Raw genomic sequence first — 17,131 nt, 5'->3', positions numbered from 1 at the left:
ACCGTCTCGCGGTAATACGCACGCCTCACGCCCGGAATTTTTGGTGTGGGGCGTTTTTTTGTGGCTGGTTTTTGCCAAAGGCAATTTCGGCTTGAGCGGTTAGCCCATCAATGGCTTTCTAGCGTGCATCGGCAGGGAGTGCCGGTGCCAGCGATTGAACCTTGTTTCGTCGTTGGCTTTGAATTCCATACCACTGGGTGGTATGTTTTTGCGGAAGGGATACCTATGTCGCCGAGGCTGTTCAAGACAAAACGTTTTGCGATGCAGGCCGCCAAGGCCTGGATCGGTGATGACGAACTCCAGGAGGCATTCACCGAAATGCTCAATGGCCAGGCTGACAATCTGGGTGGCGGGGTCTGGAAGAAGCGTTGAACGCCAATCGCCATCGCTCGATTATCCTGGCCAAGGGAGGTGCTTATTGGATCTATCAGTTCCTGTATGCGAAGAAAGATCAGAGCAATATCAGTCCCAGGCATTTGCTCGACTTGCGAGAGTTGGCCAAGACATATGGTGGGCTGACCGAAATGGAAATTCAGCGCCTGCTGGATGCAAAGGAGTTTGTGGAGATACCAAATGAGTAAAAAATTCAAAAGTGAGCTATCGGAATCGATCCACGAATCGGCCAGTGCCCTGTACGCCATCGGTGCAATCAGCAAGGCGACCATGCGTGAATTCGATGAGTCTTGTCTTGCAACGGTGCCGAATGCGATTCCCGCTGAGGAGATCAAGGCATTGCGCGAACGCAACAATGTCAGCCAACCGGTGTTTGCGCGCTACCTGAACACCAGTGCTTCCACGGTCAAACAATGGGAAGCAGGGGATAAGCACCCCAGTGGCATGGCGTTGAAGTTGCTGAGTATCGTGCAGAAACACGGTCTGGAAATACTGGCCTGAAGAATCGGGCTGAACCCTGACAAACGGCACAGGTCGATTAGCTGTAGGGCTCGAACGAGTCCACCCCAATCAGGAGCTGCCCCCATGGACTTTATTCGCATCATCATCGCCATCCTGTTGCCGCCGCTGGGTGTGTTTTTGCAAGTAGGATTCGGCGGAGCGTTCTGGCTGAATATTCTGCTGACGTTGTGCGGTTATATTCCGGGGATCGTGCATGCTGTTTACATCATCGCCAAGCGCTGAATTTTGCGGCGGCAGGTCGGCCGCCTTCGCGAGCAAGCCCGCTCCCACAGGATTTGTGCAAACCACAGAACCTGTGGGAGCGGCTTCAGTCCACTGAATCCATCACCCGCCGATAAAACAACCACTCCTGCTCCAGCGCATGGGCCTGATTGCCGGCCTTGCGAAAGCCATGGCGTTCTTCCGCGTAGTAATGCGCTTCAACCGCAATGCCGTTGTCCCGCAGCGCCGCGACCATGTCGCGGGTCTGTTGCGGGACGACCACGGCATCCAGTTCTCCCTGAAAGAAGATCATCGGCACGCGGATGTTGCCGGCATGCAGCAGCGGAGTGCGGGCGGCGTAGCGTTCGGCGTCCAGCAGAGGATCGCCGATCAACCAGTCCAGATAGTCGCTTTCGAATTTGTGGGTCGCACGCCCCAGCGCGACTGGGTCACTGACCCCATACAGACTGGCTCCGGCACAGAACACGTTGTGAAACGCCAGGGCGCAAAGTGTTGTGTAGCCACCGGCGCTGCCGCCGCGAATGAAGGCCTTGTCGCCGTCGATCAGGCTGCGTTCGTTGAGGTAACTGACCACCGCGCAAGCGTCTTCGACATCCACATCACCCCAGCTCAAATGAAGCGCCTGACGATAGGCCCGGCCATAACCGCTGCTGCCGCGATAGTTGAGGTCGGCCACGGCGAAGCCCCGCTGTGTCCAGAACTGGATGCGCGGATCGAGCATCGGGTAGCACGCCGAAGTCGGGCCGCCATGGATGAACACCACCAGTGGCGGTTTCGCCGTGCCGGTCATTGCCGGGTAGAAGAAGCCGTGTGCTTCGCCGGAGCCACAGGGGTAACGCAAGGTCTGCGGGCGGCTGATCCGCTCGGGAGGAAGCGGTGCGATGCCGCCGGCCAGTACTTTCACTTGCCGGCTCTGACGGTCGATGGCGATGACGGCGGTTGAGCTGACGGGCGATGCTGCAATGCAATAGATGAACTGCCCATCCACGGCGAGATGGCGGAAGCGGCTGTAGTCGCCGGTGAAGTCGGCGCAGGAGTCGCCGCCGATGCCCAAACGGCCAAACCCGCCTTCGGTCCAACTGGCCAGATAACGGTCGTCGCCCAGCGGCAACCAGGTACTGCCGCCGAGTTGCCAGGGCGCCGGGCCATGGTCGGCGCTGGCACTTGGCAATGGGCTCAGGCCTTTCCCGGATTCCACCCATGGCTGCCAGTAACCGCCGCGATCCGTCAGGCAGTACAAGCGACCATCGGCATCAAACCGTGGCTGTTGCACAGACTCTTGAGCGCCGTCGCCCGCCACACAACGAGTCTCGGCAAACCGACCGTTGGCGAGGCGTTCGGCAACCATCAAGCGGGTCGCTGTCCATGGCTGATCCGGGCGACTCCATTCGATCCAGGCCAGGCGTCGGGCATCAGGGCTCAGCGTCGGTGCCGCGTAAAAATCAGCACCTTCGGCCAGCAGATGGCGTGTGCCATCCAGCAGATCGATCGCCACCAGTCGGTGTTGGTCTCGATGCTCCTCGACCGCCAGCACCTGCCCGTTGGCGAACTGCAGATCGCCAAAACGGCACGCACCGGACGTCAGCCTTTCGGGTACTTCGTCTTGCAGTGATTGCCGATACAACTGCTGGTCGGCTTCGTTGACGAAAACGATGCCGTCGTCCGTCAGACAAAACGCTCCACCGCCATATTCGTACACCCGACTGCGCACGCTGAACCCCGGCGGCGTCAGGCATTTCGCTGTGCCCTCACGCCAATGCCAGATCCGGCACGCCGCGTCTTCGGGTCGGTACTCGTTCCAGAACAGGCCGCTTGGACCGACCTGCAGTTCGGCAAAATCGATACCGGCAGCCACGGCTTTGGCAGCGCTGAACGGTTCAGCTTTTGGCGATGAGGCGTGAGTTTCGTTCATTGCGAAAGGCCAGTTGGTCGATGGTCTGGGTCGCGTGTTCGGCTTCTTCGCGAGCCTTGAGGATCACGCCGTGTTGTGGCGATTTGCTGCACACCGGGTCGGCGTTGCTGGCATCACCGGTGAGCATGAACGCCTGGCAGCGGCAGCCGCCGAAGTCTTTTTCTTTCTCGTCACAGGAGCGGCACGGCTCGGGCATCCAGTCATAACCGCGAAAGCGATTGAAGCCGAACGAGTCGTACCAGATGTGCTGCATGCTGTGGTCACGTACGTTGGGAAACTGCACCGGCAGTTGTCGGGCACCGTGACAGGGCAGGGCGGTTCCGTCCGGCGTGACCGTCAGAAAAATACTGCCCCAGCCGTTCATGCAGGCTTTCGGGCGTTCTTCGTAATAGTCCGGGGTGACGAAAATCAGCTTGCACGGATGCCCTTGGGCTTCCAGTTTGGCGCGGTATTCATTGGTGATGCGTTCGGCGCGCACCAGTTGCTCCCGGGTCGGCAATAGCCCGACGCGATTGAGCTGCGCCCAACCGTAGAACTGGCACGTGGCGAGCTCGACGAAGTCGGCTTCCAGCGCGATGCACAGCTCGATGATGCGGTCGATCTGGTCGATGTTGTGCCGATGGGTCACGAAGTTCAGCACCATCGGATAACCGTGGGCCTTCACTGCCCGGGCCATTTCCAGTTTCTGCGCAAAGGCCTTTTTCGAGCCGGCCAGCAGATTGTTCACTTGCTCGTCGCTGGCCTGGAAACTGATCTGGATGTGATCGAGGCCGGCCTTCTTGAAGTCGCTGATTTTCTGCTCGGTCAGGCCGATGCCGGAGGTGATCAGGTTGGTGTAGAAACCCAGTTTGCGGGCTTCGGTAATCAGCTCGGCGAGGTCCTGGCGCACCAGCGGTTCACCACCGGAAAAGCCCAGTTGCGCCGCGCCCATTTCCCGCGCTTCACGGAACACCTTGATCCACTGTTCGGTGCTCAGCTCTTTGCCCTGTTCGGCGAAATCCAGCGGATTGGAGCAGTAAGGGCATTGCAGCGGGCAGCGATAGGTCAGCTCGGCGAGCAGCCACAGCGGCAGGCCGACTTCTGGTTTGGGCGGCACTTGCCTTGATGAGTCAGGCAAGTTCGATCCAGTGCTGCGCACGGGCCACCTCCATGAATTGCTCGATGTCGTCACCGAGCTCGGGTACGCCGGGGAACTGTTGCTCGAGTTCGGCGATGATCGCCGCGACATCCCGTTCACCGTCAATCAAGCCACCGATCAGTGCGGCGCTTTCATTGAGCTTGATCATGCCTTCCGGGTACAGCAGCACGTGGCCTTTCTGCGCCGGTTCGTATTGGAAGCGGTAGCCGGGACGCCAGGTCGGGGTCTTGCTGCGATCGAAACTCATAAGGTGATTCCCTTGTGCCAGACCCGTTCTCCGGTCACGCTGTGATACGGCGGGCGTTTCAGTTCGTAGGCCATGCTCATGGCATCGAGCATGCTCCAAAGAATGTCCAGTTTGAACTGGAGAATTTCCAGCATGCGCTCCTGGCCTTCACGGGTGGTGTAGTGCTGCAACGTGATCGCCAGGCCGTGCTCGACATCACGCCGTGCCTGACCCAGGCGCGTGCGGAAATACGCGTATCCGGCCGGGTCGATCCATGGGTAATGCTGCGGCCAGCTGTCCAGGCGCGATTGGTGGATTTGCGGGGCGAACAGTTCGGTCAGCGAGCTGCTGGCGGCCTCCTGCCAGCTGGCGCGGCGGGCGAAGTTGACGTAGGCGTCCACGGCGAAACGCACGCCGGGCAGCACCAGCTCCTGGGAACGCAACTGGTCCGGGTCGAGGCCGACGGCCTGGCCCAGTCGCAGCCAGGCTTCGATGCCGCCGTCTTCACCGGGCGCGCCGTCGTGGTCGAGCAGGCGTTGAATCCACTCGCGGCGGACCTCGCGGTCAGGGCAATTCGCCAGAATGGCCGCGTCCTTCAGGGGAATGTTCACCTGATAGTAGAAACGGTTGGCGACCCAGCCCTGGATCTGCTCGCGGGTCGCCCGGCCTTCATACATCGCCACGTGGTAGGGGTGATGGATGTGGTAGTAGGCGCCCTTGGCGCGCAGGGCCGCTTCGAATTCGGCGGGGGACATCGGGGTGTCGGTCATCGGGGTTCTCCGGGATACATCCGGTGGATTCTTTGGTGCATGGTCGGCCGTCTTCGCGAGCAAGCCCGCTCCCACATTGGAACGCGGTCAACTGTGGGAGCGGGCTTGCCCGCGAAGGGGCCCTCAGCTACAGCACAATACTCATGCCGTCATACGCCACTTCAACCTGGCGCCGATCCAGCTCCGCGCGCTCGGGCGAATCTTCATCGAGAATCGGATTGGTGTTGTTGATGTGGATAAGCACCTTGCGCTGCGTGGGCAGTTGCTCCAGCACTTCGAGCATGCCGCCGGGGCCGTTTTGCGCCAGGTGGCCCATCTCCCGACCGGTGCGGGTGCCTACGCCACGACGCTGCATTTCATCGTCATCCCACAGCGTGCCGTCGACCAGCAGGCAATCGCTGCCGGCCATGATTTCCAGCAGCGCGGCATCCACCTTGCCCAGACCCGGTGCGTAGAACAGTTTGCCGCCAGTGCCCCGGTCTTCGACGATCAGGCCGATGTTGTCGCCCGGATGCGGGTCGAAGCGGTGCGGCGAGTACGGCGGCGCGGCACTGCGCAAAGGCAGTGGAGTGAAGCGCAGGTTCGGGCAGGCGGGAATGGTGAAGCTTAGATCGAGCTCGATGCGGTTCCAGCTCAGCCCGCCGTTCCAGTGGGTCAGCATGTTGAACAGCGGAAAACCGCTGCTCAGGTCTTCGTGGACCATGTCCGTACACCAGACCTGATGCGGGCAACCCTCGCGCAGCATGAGCAGGCCGGTGGTGTGGTCGATCTGGCTGTCCATCAGGATAATCGCGCCGATCCCGGTATCGCGCAGAGCCCGGCCAGGCTGCATCGGGGCGAAACCCTGGAGTTGGGCGCGAATGTCCGGGGAGGTGTTGCACAGCACCCAATTCACGCCGTCATCGGAAAGCGCGATGGACGACTGCGTCCGCGCCTTGGCCCGCAGGCTGCCGTCGCGAAAGCCTGCGCAGTTCGCGCAGTTGCAGTTCCACTGGGGGAAGCCGCCGCCGGCGGCGGAACCTAGAATCTGGACAAACATGGACGCTCCATCAATTCAACGCTGAAAATAAAACGCCTCGGATAACCGAGGCGTTGTGCTGCACATCTGCCAAAGCAGAGATTAGCGGCTTGCGAAGTACATGGTGACTTCAAAGCCGATACGCAGGTCGGTGTAGGCAGGTTTGGTCCAGGCCATCAATTGAACTCCTTCAGGTAGGTGGGACAGCGCTATCTATAGGTTTAGTCCACCTCAGGTCAGAGATGTTCCAAATAGTTAGGTTGCTATGTTACTCAAAATTTCAAAGAAATTGCCCGTGAAACTTTGAGAAAGCTCCTTACTGCCCCGGTAATGATCATTTTGCCGCTTGCCATGGCGCGCCTGGTGCAGGGCTGTTCGCTAGGCAAAGCCAACCGCTCTCGGCCCGATTCAATCGCTGTGCTGCGACCAGCAGTTCGGAGCGCTCGATCAGCAGGATTGCCTCGGGCAATTGCGTCAGATAATCCGACGAGCGGCCGCCCAGCTTGCCCTGCCAAAGCAATTCCGCAGCCTGGGCAGTGGGCAATGCAGTCTGGGAAAATTGCTCGGCCAAGGTCTGGCGCCCGGCGATGAACGCGTTGTCGTCGAGGGCATTGATCAGTATTGGCAAACCGCTGAGGAACTGCTCGATGTGTTGCAGCAGATCTGCCGGCGCTACGTTCGGTGATTGCACGCCGAACAGTAATCCGGTTGTCCCGTGAATCTGGCGCAGGGCGCTGAACACCGCATAGCCCAGTTGCAACTCCACTCGCAGGCGCTGGTAGAACGGCGTCTGACAGAAGTGCGCAAGCAGGCGCCATGCGGCTTCGTCGGCCAACTCCCCGGTTGCGGCAGGGCAAAACAGCAGCAGTGCGTGCTCGCTGGAATCGCTGTCGACGGCGTTCCACAGACGTTGTGACGGGAAGGTTGGCGCCGGGGTCAATTGATTGTCCGGCGTGCCGGGTATACGGCTCAAGGCCAGGCCCATGGCCGCTTGAGTCTGGGCGGACAGGCCAATCGCCAGACCATCCCAGCGTGCACTCGACCAGAGTTGCTGCGCATCGTCCGTGTTCGCGGTGTGCGCAAGGCAGTGATCGGGCAATACCTTGAGCAGCTGTCGAATGGGTATCAGCGCGACGTTCGCCGGCGCGGCTTGTGAGACGGCAGCTTCAGGTTGTGTCAGCTCTTTCAGCGCATGCTCCAATACGCTGGGCATCGGCTCCTGCAGTCCGGTCATTTTCAGCAGCCATTCGTTGCCCGAGGCACTGAAGGAGACATCCACGCCGGCCTGACGTGCGTCTTCGCACAGCGCTTGCAGGTTATTTTCCAGGCGTGATTGAAGGGCGCTGGCGGGACTCGAGTCCAGACGCCAGCGCAGATAAATCGCACCTTCCGCGCTGTTGTCCGGCAAGGCCTGGCTGAATTGCATCGGCGAACGTTCACGACGGCTGCGCGAGCGATCCTGGGCAAAGGTACGCAGGCCACGGTGGGCGCTGGTCTGGCCACGAATCAGTCCAGCGTTGGACGCGGGTGTTTCGGTGCGCAGGAACGGGTTGGGTGCGGGTAACTGCCATGGGCCGCTGAAGTTATCCACAGCGCCGATTTGATTGAGGACTTGCTTGAGCGCTGTAACGCCTTGGCCAGATAACCCGACTTCGCGTTGTTCGCTGTCCAGCCGGGCCAATTGCAAGGCACTGCTGACCTGTTGCTGGCGCTGGCTCAGGGTTGCGTATTCTTCGCGCAACGGGGTCCAGTCCTGCTGGGCAAAAAAGCTCAGCCAGTCCATAAGGCGTTCGTGAATCCCTGTTGCCGAGTCGGCGGCGGGCAGGGTGAATTCGATATGTAGCAAGGCTTGACCGGCGAACTGGTACAGCAACTGGGCTTTCAGGTGATCGGCCAGTCCGCGCTCTCGCAGGTCCGCCAACAAGCCACCGGGTTTTGCCGAATTCAGCCAGTGGCACAAGAATGCCAGCGCCTCGGCGCAAGACTCGGGCAGCGATTCGAGGGCGAACAGCCAATCCAGTCGCCGTGCTTCAGCCTGTTGATAACTTCTTTCTGAGCTCGACATCAGTGGTACAGGAGGGTGTTGCTCAATGCTTTCTCCCTTGGCGATGACGTTGCCAAACGCTTCAGCCAGGGTCCTTAGCTCTTCGAGGCTTTGCGGTCCGGCCAGGCTCAATGTCATCTGCCCGGTCTGGTAAAACCGCTGATAAAATTCCTGCAACGCCTGCTGAAATTCGGGCTGCTCGACAGGCAGGGTGGCGCGATTGCCGGCATGAAAACCGCGAAGCGGATGTGCTTCTGCCAGTCCGTCGAACAGTGCAAATTGCTGTTGCGCCGCCGCATCTTGCGACCAGGCGACAAATTCTGCCTGCAGCACTTCCCGTTCCCGCTGCTGATCGTCCGGATTCATACGCGGATGGGCGAGCATGTCTGACAGATGCTCCAGCCCACCGGCAAATGCCGGGGGTGGCAGTTCGAAAAAGTAGTCCGTGGTGCGCTCGCTGGTTCGCGCGTTCATCTGGCCGCCATGACTCTGGACGTAGGCCATCAACCCTTGCCCGGCAGGAAAACGCTCAGTGCCCAAAAACAGCAGATGCTCAAGAAAGTGCGCCAGGCCCGGCCATGCCAGCGGCACATCATGGCTGCCCGCGGCGACCCGCAACGCTGCTGCGCAACGCTTCAGATTCGGGGCATGACGCAGCGTCACCCGCAAGCCGTTGGCCAGGGTTTCAGTGTGGGGGCGAGGGTGATTCAGCGCGGGCATGGGCACTTCCAGAACAGTGAAGTGCCAATGCTAGCGGATTAGGACTTGTTCAGCTCGCCGTAAAGCTCGGGACGACGATCGATCAGGTAGCGATTGGCGGCGCGGGAATCGACCATCAACTGTCGATCCAGCTCACCGACAATCAGCGATTCATCCAGTCCCGCCTGAGCGATACGGCTGCCATCCGGCGCAGCAATGCTGCTCTGGCCGCAATAGTGGATGTCGCCTTCATGGCCACAGTAGTTGGCGTAAGCCACATAGCATTGGTTTTCGAAGGCGCGGGAACGCACGGTGACATCGGCGACGAAATCGAACGGAATCATGTTCGCGGTCGGCACCAGAATCAGCTCGGCGCCGCCCAGGGCCAGGCGTCGGGCATTTTCCGGAAACTCCAGGTCGTAGCAGATCAGGAAACCGAGCTTCCAGCCGTTGAGCTCAACGATGGGAAACTCATCGGAACCTGCACTGAACATCGAGTGATCGAGGTCGCCGAACAAGTGCGTCTTGCGGTAGTTGCACACGCGCTCGCCATTGGCGTCGATCAACTGCACGGCGTTGTAGATCTGCCCGTCCTCGGTGCGCTCGGGATAGCCATACAAGATGGCAATCCCGGTTGCCTTGGCAATGCGTGCGATCTGCTGCGCCGACTCACCGTTGTACACCTCCGCCAACACGCCGACGGCATCGACGCCGATGTTGTAGCCGGTCAGGAACATCTCCGGCAGCACCAGCAGGTCCGCGCCTTTTGCCTCCAGCGCCAGTTGTTGCAGGCGTTGCAGGTTGCCGGCGACATCCAGCGGCAACGGTGGACATTGGTAAAGGGCTACGCGCATTTCGGATTCCTCTTACTCGGGCAGGGCGATCGGTCCGATCTCGTTGAATACATCTCCTGGACCCGGATTCTCGGCGTGAGTTGCACCGCCGAAGTGTTTCATGATGCCCCACACTGCGTTGAGTGAGGTCTGTACCGCGCCCTCAACCCAGGCTGGCGTCCACGAAACGTCGTCACCGGCAATGAAGATCCCGCGCTGTTCTGCCGGCATGTCGTCCTGCATGAAGTGCGCGTACATGCGCTGGTTGTAGCGGTAGTGACCGGGCAGGGCGCCTTTGAACGCGCCGAGGAAATGCGGGTCGGCTTCCCAGGACACGGTGATCGGATCGCCAATGATCCGTGCGGCGATGTCGACTTTCGGGTAGATCTTCTTCAGTGCATCCAGCGCCAGTTTCACGCGTTTTTCCACCGGGTGCGGGAGCATTTTCAGCGCGTCGCTCATCCACGAGTACGACAGGCAAATCACCCCTGGCTTGTCGTCGCCGTTGTCGAACAGGTAGGTGCCACGGGTCAGGCGATCGGTGAGGGTCATGCTCATCAGGTCGCGGCCGGTTTCCGGATCCTTGTCCTTCCAGAACGGGCGGTCGACCATCACGAAGGTTTTCGACGATTGCATGTAGCGGGTGCGATCCAGGGCCATCCACATCTTTTGCGAGAACAGGGTTTCGTCGCATTCGATCTGGGTGGTCAGCAGCCAGCTCTGGCAGGTGGTCAACACGGCGGCGTATTCGCGGGTGTCGCCCCAGTTGTCGGTGACGGCGAAACGACCGCCCGGCGCGTGGGCAATCTTCTTCACGCCGGTGCGTGGTGCGCCGCTGTGCAGGGAGCTGAGGCTGGTGCCGGCCGGCCAGTGCGCGCAACGCTCCGGCACATGGCGCCAGATGCCTTGTGGCACCTGTTCCACGCCACCGACCACCAGGTGCTGGTGATCGTCGCAGTTGGTCATCACCACGCGGAAGATTTCCAGCATTGAGTTCGGGAAGTCCGAATCCCAGCCGCCGGTACCGAAACCGACCTGGCCGAACACTTCGCGGTGATGGAACGACAGCTTGGCGAACGCCTTGGAGGTGGCGACGAAGTCATAGAAGGTGCGGTCGTCCCACAGTGGCACCAGGGTGTTCCACAGTTCCTTGAGGCGCGGCACGTCGCGGTCGCGAATGGCTTGCTGGATATCCGAGAACTGGGAACCGGCTTCCAGGGCGTCGGCCCAGGCGTCAGCCACTTCCTGGAACAGCGTAGGAAGGTCCGACAGCTTCTGTGCGTAATGGGTCTGGCCTTCGAGGTCGATGACCGTGCTGCCCGATGCAGGCGTCAGCGGGTTGGGGAACGGTTTGGTTTCCAGGCCGAGCTTGTCGACGTAGTGATAGAACGCGGTGGACGACACCGGAAAGCGCATGCCACCCAGTTCGGCCACGATGCCTTCGGCACCGTTGAATGCCTGGGAGCGCAGACGGCCACCCATTTTAGAGGCTTCGTAGACGACCGGTTTCAGCCCCAGTTTCATTAGCTCATACGCGGCCACCAGACCGGCAATCCCGCCGCCGACAATCGCCACTTCGGCACCGTGATTGTGCTCGGGAATGCTGCCCAGCCCGGCCGGGTGTTCAATCCAGTCGTCGAAGGCGAAGGGAAAGTCCGGGCCGAAAATGGTGATTGGTTTTTTACCGTCTGCAGGATGGCGATTGTTCTTGTTCATGGCTGACCTTGCTGGCGACCCGACGCGGAATGCGCATCTGAGTATAGGAAAAGATGCCGGTCATTTTAGAGAGCACAGAACACGTTAATAAGACGCAAAGTGTCGTCGTTTTGCCATTTTATTGGTCAATATGACGATATCGATGTACACACTGACCACTGTGGGAGCGAGCTTGCTCGCGATAGCGCCAGTTCAGTCACCGATGAACCCAGGCCTGAAAAGTCAAACCGGCTGCCCCCGATCAATCTTGCTGCTCAAGATGATCGACGTCGTGGTCTTCTCCACCCCATCCACACTGCCAATCTGATCCAGCAACTGATCCAGCTGTTCCGGCGAATCAGTGCGCAACCACGCCACATAATCAAATTCGCCACTCACCGCACACAACTGCTGTACCTGCGCCATCGCGCTCAGGCGGCGCAACACCTCCTTGCCGGAACGGGGTTGCACCGTGATCCCGACATACGCCTGCAACCCGCCATCCACTACCCGCTGTCCGAGGCGCACGCCGTAGCCGGTGATCACTTTGGCCTTTTCCAGCCGCGCCAGGCGCGAGGTGACGGTGGTGCGGGCGATGCCCAGTTGCCGGGCGAGCATGGCCACACTCTCGCGAGCATTGATCTGCAGGGCGGCAATCAACTGGCGGTCGATTTCGTCGAGAACGGGTGGGCGAGTGTCAGGCAAAGGGTTATCTCCAGCGGCATGGATCAGTGCGCAAGCATGTTACAGGCAGATTCTGTACGACGCTCGCGACGGATCCCTGATCTGGCCTCCGTACCGTTCATGACATTTCTGCCTGCGACAAATTGCCATAAGTAACCAGTTGGTACATTATTCCGCCCTTGTCACAAATGGGGAAAATGTCCGACATGAACAATTCTGGGGCTGCCGCCGGCAGCAAATGGTTGCTGGCGGGGCTGGGTGTGCTGATTGCACTGATCGGGCTCGGCCTGGCGGGTGGCGGCGGCTATCTGATTGCGCTGGGTGGCAGCTGGTATTTCCTGCTGATGGGCCTGGCCATGCTGGTGGCCGGCCTGTTGATTGCCCATCGCAAGCCGCTGGGCGCCTGGCTGTATGGTGTGGCGCTGGTCCTCACCGCGATCTGGGCCCTGTGGGATGCGGGCCTCGAATACTGGCCGCTGGTCTCGCGGGTGCTGACCTTCGCCGTGATCGGTCTGGTGGTGGCGCTGATCTATCCGACCCTGGTCCGCGCTTCGGGCGCGACCGGTGGGCGTGGCGCCTACGGTCTGGCCAGCATTCTGGGTGTGGGCGTTGTGGCGACGATGGCCTACATGTTCGTGCCGACCCACGTGGTCAAGGCCTCCGTTGAACCTGCGGTCACGCCGGTCCTGCCGGGCACCGAGCAGAAAGACTGGGCGCACTGGGGCAACACCACCGCCGGCAACCGCTTTGCCGCGCTGGACCAGATCAACAAGGGCAACATCGACAAGTTGCAGGTTGCCTGGACTTTCCGCACCGGTGATATCCCGCAAAGCACCGGTGCCGGCGCCGAAGACCAGAACACCCCGCTGCAAATCGGTGACACGGTCTACACCTGCACCGCCTACGGCAAAGTCTTCGCCCTGGATGCCGACACCGGCACCCAGCGCTGGAAGTTCGACCCGCAAGGCACCGCGCCCAACTGGCAGCGCTGCCGCGGCCTGGGCTATTCCGAAACCCCGGCGTCTTCGGACAATCAGCCAACCGCCTGTACGAAACGTCTGTTTCTGCCGACCGGCGATGTCCGTCTGATCGCCATCAACGCCGACACCGGCAAGCCCTGCGAAGAGTTCGGCAACCAGGGCACCGTCGACCTGACCACCGACATGGGCGAAGTGAAGCCCGGTTACTACCAGCAAACCTCGACCCCATTGGTCGCAGGGGACGTGGTGATCGTCGGTGGCCGCGTGGCCGACAACTACTCCACCGGCGAACCGCCGGGCGTGGTGCGTGCCTACGACGTGCGCAGCGGTGAACTGGTGTGGGCGTGGGATCCGGGCAATCCGAACACCACCAAACGTCCGCCGGCCGGTGAGACTTACACCCGTGGCACGCCGAACGTGTGGTCGGCCATGTCCTACGACGCCAAGCTTGGTCTGGTCTACTTGCCGACCGGCAACGCGACACCAGACTTCTTCGGCGGGCAACGCACCGAGTTCGACGACAAGTGGAACTCGTCCATCGTCGCCATCGATGTGAAGACCGGTCAGGTGCGCTGGCACTTCCAGACCACTCACCACGACCTGTGGGATTTTGACCTGCCGGCGCAACCGCTGCTGTACGACGTGCCGGACGACAAGGGCGGCACCCAGCCAGCCCTGGCGCAAGTCACCAAGCAGGGCGAGATCTTCCTGCTCAACCGCGAAACCGGCGTGCCGATTGCCCGCGTCGAAGAGCGCCCGGTGCCGCAAGGCAAGGTTCCCGGCGAACGCTACTCACAGACGCAACCGTTCTCGGTCGACATGCCTTCAATCGGCAACAAGACCCTGACCGAATCCGACATGTGGGGCGCCACGCCGTTTGACCAGTTGATGTGCCGCATCCAGTTCAAAGGCATGCGCCACGAGGGCGTCTACACCCCGCCGGGCATGGACCGCGCCCTGCAATTCCCGGGTTCGTTGGGCGGCATGAACTGGGGCAGTGTCTCGGTTGATCCGAACACCAACTACATGTTCGTCAACGACATGCGCTTGGGTCTGGCCAACTACATGATCCCGCGCGACAAGATCAAAGCCGGGGCCAGCGGCATCGAAATGGGCGTGGTGCCGCAGGAAGGCACACCGTTCGGCGCCATGCGCGAGCGCTTCCTCTCGGCGGTCGGCATCCCGTGCCAGAAACCACCGTTCGGCACCATGTCCGCCATCGACCTCAAGACCCACAAACTGATGTGGCAAGTTCCGGTAGGCACCGTACAGGACACCGGCCCGCTGGGCATCCGCATGCACCTGCCGATTCCGATCGGCATGCCGACCCTCGGCGCATCGCTCGCCACCCAGTCGGGCCTGCTGTTCTTCGCCGGTACCCAGGACTTCTACCTGCGCGCCTTCGACACCGGCAACGGCAACGAAATCTGGAAATCGCGCCTGCCGGTGGGCAGCCAGTCCGGGCCGATGACCTACGTTTCACCGAAAACCGGCAGGCAGTACATCCTGCTGACGGTCGGCGGTGCGCGTCAGTCGACGGATCGTGGGGATTATGTGATTGCCTACGCTTTGCCCAAATAAGGTGACGTAGGAGCGAGCTTGCTCGCGATGGACGTTAACGATAACGCGTGCTGTCTGAATGGACGCGGCGTGTTCAAGTCCATCGCGAGCAAGCTCGCTCCTACATGATTGTGCGGGGCGACAGGATGGACAGCGACCGTCACTCGTAGTCGAATGCGAGAACGAAGGATCCGAGGCAATGGACATGACGATGAACCTGCCTGCCGCTGTACGCGACCGCGCATTGCAGATCGCCAATCACGAAATGGGGCACTACGTGGTGGCCCGCGCCCTGGGCTTTGAAACGGGCGGCGTGACCCTGACCGTGACCAGGGATTTACGACACCAGGGGGGGGCCTCCATTACGCTGGTGCGCCCTATTTCGTCGATAGAAGCCATGAAGGAACATCTGGAAGCCCGGATGATGGTGCTCCTGGCGGGCGCCATGGCGCAGACACTGCCTTCAAAATCATCAGCCGCCAAACGCGTCGATAAGCCCAAAGCCACCGCCATCCTCAAAGGCGAGCAGGGGGCGGAGCAGGACTACGCAAAAATCAGAGAGCTTCAGCATCTGCTGCGCAACATCGTCTACCCCGATACCGACCCAGCGTCGAGCGAGCGCATAACGGCGCAGCTTAAAGCGATGACGGATCGGGTGTGGGTTCGGACGCAAAAAATCATCGAGGATCAGGCTGAGACGATTGCCGAATTGGCTGCGGCGCTGGTGGACGGGATGGCTCTTGTGGAGCAATGGGGGCGGGCGGCGGATACGTATGAGGTGGTGTTGACGGGTGAGGCGCTTGAACGGATCTGGCCCGAGCAGCGCGTACATACATTGTAGGAGCGAGCTTGCTCGCGAAGGTCGTGAACGATAACGCGAGAAACCAGACAGTTAGCGTCGCCTGTGATTTCTTCGCGAGCAAGCTCGCTCCTACAGGTTCATCGGTTCGCGTCCTTGCTTGCTCCGGCAGGCCGTCGCGTCAGCACCTTCACCACATCATCAATCACTGCTTTGCTCATCGTTGTCAGGTAGTGCGCGGCCCAGGCGTGGCGGTCGGAGTCTTGGGTGTAGGCAGCGTCCACGGTGAGGGACTTTGCGAGGAACAGCAGGTCGGAGGCTTGGGCCAGGGCGTCGGCGATGGGGACGTCTCGACAGACGTGGAACAGTGGTTGGTCCGAGAGAAACAGGAAGGGTGTGAAGCCAACGGTTTTAAGTTCTGAAGGTGCGGATGTGCTCATGTTCAAACTCCTAATTTTTTAAGGAGCTGTCACATTCGTTTCCAAGCGAATGGGTGGCAGCTGTGCGCAGGTTGGAAAACCGGGAAACTAGGAAACCGGCACGCCCAGGGACGTCCCACGCACAGCCGCCATAACTCGAAATTGAGGTGGGCAATCTGTTGCGTCTAATTTCGTCGGGTTTCCAAGCCCGATCGCTGAATGCTCAGCGACGTCCGGAGACTATCCCGTCGAAGAAAAGCGCAACAAGGCGGCAAAGTGCCCAACAGCAAGATTCGGAGTTTGCCTACAAGGTCCTAAGGCGTCATCCGATATTTTGATCAAGCAAGTGTGTCCAGGACTCAACGTTCAGGCGTGGCTGGAAACTGTCATTAACAATTCAGCAAGAAACAGGGGGTGGTCGGACGGCCGCTCAAACCCATAGAGTTATTCCCTTGAGGTCATATTCCTTGGGTGGCATATTGCATGGGCTGGGATGTTGAGTACACCGATCAATTTGGAGGCTGGTGGGAGGGGCTGGATGCAAAGGAACAGGCTTCTGTCTCGGCCAGCGTCGATCTGCTGGAGCTCTTTGGGCCAGGCCTGCGTTTTCCCCATAGCAGCGACATCAAAGGCTCGCGACATGGCAATCTGCGAGAGCTGCGGGTCCAGCATGCGGGAAGGCCTTATCGTGTGTTGTATGCGTTTGATCCTCGTCGATGCGCTCTACTGTTGATCGGCGGGGACAAAACCGGTCAAGACCGCTGGTACGACGAGCATGTCCCGCTGGCGGATAACTTGTATGACGAACATTTGGAAACACTGCGTAATGAGGGCCGCAACGATGGCTAAGAAATTTGCTGAGCTCCAAGCTCGAATGACGCCGGAATCTCGCGCTGACGCAGAGCGGCAGTTCCAACAGCATCTTAAAGAAATGCCTCTGCACGAGTTGCGTAAGGCCCAGGAGCTGAGCCAGGAGACCTTGGCCAAGGCGCTACATGTCAATCAGGCGGCAATTTCCAGGATGGAGCGACGAACCGACATGTACATCAGTACGCTGCGCAATTACATCCGCGCCATGGGTGGCGAGCTGGAGATCATCGCAACCTTTCCCGACGGACAGGTGAAGATCGAGAACTTTGCCCATTGAGGCGATAAAAACGTCTCCGCAAAAACCGATCTGTCAGACACGCAAAAGCCGCGCAATGCGCGGCTTTCTT

General features: G+C 60.4%; 17 protein-coding genes and 1 pseudogene. 7 read left to right on the top strand and 11 right to left on the bottom strand.

Going from position 1 to position 17,131, the window contains the following annotated elements:
* The first annotated feature begins 225 nt into the window (after positions 1-225).
* From C9422_RS23025 to C9422_RS23015, 3 genes and pseudogenes are all read left to right on the top strand, one after another.
* Positions 226-581 (top strand): annotated as a pseudogene (locus tag C9422_RS23025) (type II toxin-antitoxin system RelE/ParE family toxin).
* Entirely contained in the window at positions 574-894 is a 321-nt protein-coding gene (locus tag C9422_RS23020) for a DNA-binding transcriptional regulator (protein ID WP_007980317.1), read from the top strand. Before C9422_RS23025 ends, C9422_RS23020 begins: the two are co-directional and overlap by 8 nt.
* A gap of 84 nt (positions 895-978) precedes the next feature.
* Positions 979-1,137, top strand: a complete 159-nt coding sequence (locus C9422_RS23015; protein WP_003228885.1) for a YqaE/Pmp3 family membrane protein — start codon at positions 979-981, stop codon at positions 1,135-1,137.
* A gap of 85 nt (positions 1,138-1,222) precedes the next feature.
* Here C9422_RS23015 and C9422_RS23010 read toward each other — a convergent pair whose 3' ends face one another.
* The 10 genes from C9422_RS23010 to C9422_RS22965 all read right to left on the bottom strand — a co-directional run bounded on the left by C9422_RS23010 (position 1,223) and on the right by C9422_RS22965 (position 12,177).
* Positions 1,223-3,049 (bottom strand): S9 family peptidase, encoded by a 1,827-nt coding sequence (locus C9422_RS23010; RefSeq protein ID WP_116582265.1) that lies wholly within the window; start codon positions 3,047-3,049, stop codon positions 1,223-1,225.
* A complete protein-coding gene (pqqE, locus tag C9422_RS23005) occupies positions 3,015-4,187 on the bottom strand; it encodes a pyrroloquinoline quinone biosynthesis protein PqqE (protein ID WP_116582264.1) in 1,173 nt (390 codons plus the stop codon). The genes C9422_RS23010 and pqqE overlap by 35 nt, the downstream gene beginning before the upstream one ends.
* Complete coding sequence (gene pqqD / locus C9422_RS23000; RefSeq protein WP_007980311.1) at positions 4,159-4,434, bottom strand: pyrroloquinoline quinone biosynthesis peptide chaperone PqqD; 276 nt, start codon at positions 4,432-4,434, stop codon at positions 4,159-4,161. The genes pqqE and pqqD overlap by 29 nt, the downstream gene beginning before the upstream one ends.
* On the bottom strand, positions 4,431-5,183 hold the full coding sequence (pqqC, locus tag C9422_RS22995) for a pyrroloquinoline-quinone synthase PqqC (protein WP_116582263.1): 753 nt from the start codon (positions 5,181-5,183) through the stop codon (positions 4,431-4,433). The genes pqqD and pqqC overlap by 4 nt, the downstream gene beginning before the upstream one ends.
* A 127-nt stretch (positions 5,184-5,310) precedes the next feature.
* The gene (gene pqqB / locus C9422_RS22990; RefSeq protein ID WP_116582262.1) at positions 5,311-6,222 is read right to left on the bottom strand and encodes a pyrroloquinoline quinone biosynthesis protein PqqB; all 912 of its coding nucleotides are present in this window, start codon (positions 6,220-6,222) and stop codon (positions 5,311-5,313) included.
* A gap of 81 nt (positions 6,223-6,303) precedes the next feature.
* The gene (gene pqqA / locus C9422_RS22985; RefSeq protein ID WP_003444522.1) at positions 6,304-6,378 is read right to left on the bottom strand and encodes a pyrroloquinoline quinone precursor peptide PqqA; all 75 of its coding nucleotides are present in this window, start codon (positions 6,376-6,378) and stop codon (positions 6,304-6,306) included.
* A gap of 157 nt (positions 6,379-6,535) precedes the next feature.
* Positions 6,536-8,965 carry a pyrroloquinoline quinone biosynthesis protein PqqF gene (gene pqqF, locus C9422_RS22980; RefSeq protein ID WP_116582261.1) on the bottom strand — a complete coding sequence of 810 codons (2,430 nt, stop codon included), beginning with the start codon at positions 8,963-8,965 and terminating at the stop codon, positions 6,536-6,538.
* Between the two features lie 38 nt (positions 8,966-9,003).
* Positions 9,004-9,798: a carbon-nitrogen hydrolase family protein gene (locus C9422_RS22975; RefSeq protein ID WP_116582260.1), complete on the bottom strand. Its 795-nt coding sequence runs from the start codon at positions 9,796-9,798 to the stop codon at positions 9,004-9,006.
* A gap of 12 nt (positions 9,799-9,810) precedes the next feature.
* Positions 9,811-11,493 (bottom strand): NAD(P)/FAD-dependent oxidoreductase, encoded by a 1,683-nt coding sequence (locus C9422_RS22970; protein ID WP_116582259.1) that lies wholly within the window; start codon positions 11,491-11,493, stop codon positions 9,811-9,813.
* 222 nt (positions 11,494-11,715) lie between these two features.
* Positions 11,716-12,177 carry an Lrp/AsnC family transcriptional regulator gene (locus C9422_RS22965; protein WP_007980298.1) on the bottom strand — a complete coding sequence of 154 codons (462 nt, stop codon included), beginning with the start codon at positions 12,175-12,177 and terminating at the stop codon, positions 11,716-11,718.
* 185 nt (positions 12,178-12,362) lie between these two features.
* On the opposite strand from C9422_RS22965, the gene C9422_RS22960 reads away from it, so the two are divergent.
* Together C9422_RS22960 and C9422_RS22955 are read left to right on the top strand one after the other, a co-directional pair.
* Positions 12,363-14,717: a glucose/quinate/shikimate family membrane-bound PQQ-dependent dehydrogenase gene (locus C9422_RS22960; protein WP_116582258.1), complete on the top strand. Its 2,355-nt coding sequence runs from the start codon at positions 12,363-12,365 to the stop codon at positions 14,715-14,717.
* 184 nt (positions 14,718-14,901) lie between these two features.
* A complete protein-coding gene (locus C9422_RS22955; RefSeq protein WP_116582311.1) occupies positions 14,902-15,537 on the top strand; it encodes a peptidase M41 in 636 nt (211 codons plus the stop codon).
* A 98-nt stretch (positions 15,538-15,635) separates the two neighbouring features.
* Here C9422_RS22955 and C9422_RS22950 read toward each other — a convergent pair whose 3' ends face one another.
* Positions 15,636-15,935: a DUF3077 domain-containing protein gene (locus C9422_RS22950; RefSeq protein ID WP_116582257.1), complete on the bottom strand. Its 300-nt coding sequence runs from the start codon at positions 15,933-15,935 to the stop codon at positions 15,636-15,638.
* Positions 15,936-16,397: 462 nt separating this feature from the next.
* Here C9422_RS22950 and C9422_RS22945 point away from each other — a divergent pair, with 462 nt between their 5' ends.
* On the top strand, positions 16,398-16,763 hold the full coding sequence (locus tag C9422_RS22945; RefSeq protein ID WP_116582256.1) for a type II toxin-antitoxin system RelE/ParE family toxin: 366 nt from the start codon (positions 16,398-16,400) through the stop codon (positions 16,761-16,763).
* On the top strand, positions 16,756-17,061 hold the full coding sequence (locus tag C9422_RS22940) for an XRE family transcriptional regulator (protein ID WP_116582255.1): 306 nt from the start codon (positions 16,756-16,758) through the stop codon (positions 17,059-17,061). The genes C9422_RS22945 and C9422_RS22940 overlap by 8 nt, the downstream gene beginning before the upstream one ends.
* Positions 17,062-17,131 lie beyond the last annotated feature (70 nt).

This window comes from Pseudomonas sp. B1(2018), from assembly GCF_003097365.1.
GTDB lineage: Bacteria > Pseudomonadota > Gammaproteobacteria > Pseudomonadales > Pseudomonadaceae > Aquipseudomonas > Aquipseudomonas laurylsulfatiphila.
The sequence above is the reverse complement of the archived record's forward strand: the minus strand, read 5'-3'. Positions and strand labels throughout refer to the sequence as shown.

Bases quoted from the DNA above. Each gene is read 5' to 3' on its own strand.
- C9422_RS22975 (WP_116582260.1), bottom strand. From the start codon at position 9,798: ATGCGCGTAGCCCTTTACCAATGTCCACCGTTGCCGCTGGATGTCGCC.
- C9422_RS22960 (WP_116582258.1), top strand. From the start codon at position 12,363: ATGAACAATTCTGGGGCTGCCGCCGGCAGCAAATGGTTGCTGGCGGGG.
- C9422_RS22970 (WP_116582259.1), bottom strand. From the start codon at position 11,493: ATGAACAAGAACAATCGCCATCCTGCAGACGGTAAAAAACCAATCACC.
- pqqF (WP_116582261.1), bottom strand. From the start codon at position 8,965: ATGCCCGCGCTGAATCACCCTCGCCCCCACACTGAAACCCTGGCCAAC.
- C9422_RS22945 (WP_116582256.1), top strand. From the start codon at position 16,398: ATGGGCTGGGATGTTGAGTACACCGATCAATTTGGAGGCTGGTGGGAG.
- C9422_RS22955 (WP_116582311.1), top strand. From the start codon at position 14,902: ATGACGATGAACCTGCCTGCCGCTGTACGCGACCGCGCATTGCAGATC.
- pqqC (WP_116582263.1), bottom strand. From the start codon at position 5,183: ATGACCGACACCCCGATGTCCCCCGCCGAATTCGAAGCGGCCCTGCGC.
- pqqB (WP_116582262.1), bottom strand. From the start codon at position 6,222: ATGTTTGTCCAGATTCTAGGTTCCGCCGCCGGCGGCGGCTTCCCCCAG.
- C9422_RS23015 (WP_003228885.1), top strand. From the start codon at position 979: ATGGACTTTATTCGCATCATCATCGCCATCCTGTTGCCGCCGCTGGGT.
- C9422_RS23020 (WP_007980317.1), top strand. From the start codon at position 574: ATGAGTAAAAAATTCAAAAGTGAGCTATCGGAATCGATCCACGAATCG.
- C9422_RS23010 (WP_116582265.1), bottom strand. From the start codon at position 3,049: ATGAACGAAACTCACGCCTCATCGCCAAAAGCTGAACCGTTCAGCGCT.
- C9422_RS22940 (WP_116582255.1), top strand. From the start codon at position 16,756: ATGGCTAAGAAATTTGCTGAGCTCCAAGCTCGAATGACGCCGGAATCT.
- C9422_RS22950 (WP_116582257.1), bottom strand. From the start codon at position 15,935: ATGAGCACATCCGCACCTTCAGAACTTAAAACCGTTGGCTTCACACCC.
- pqqD (WP_007980311.1), bottom strand. From the start codon at position 4,434: ATGAGTTTCGATCGCAGCAAGACCCCGACCTGGCGTCCCGGCTACCGC.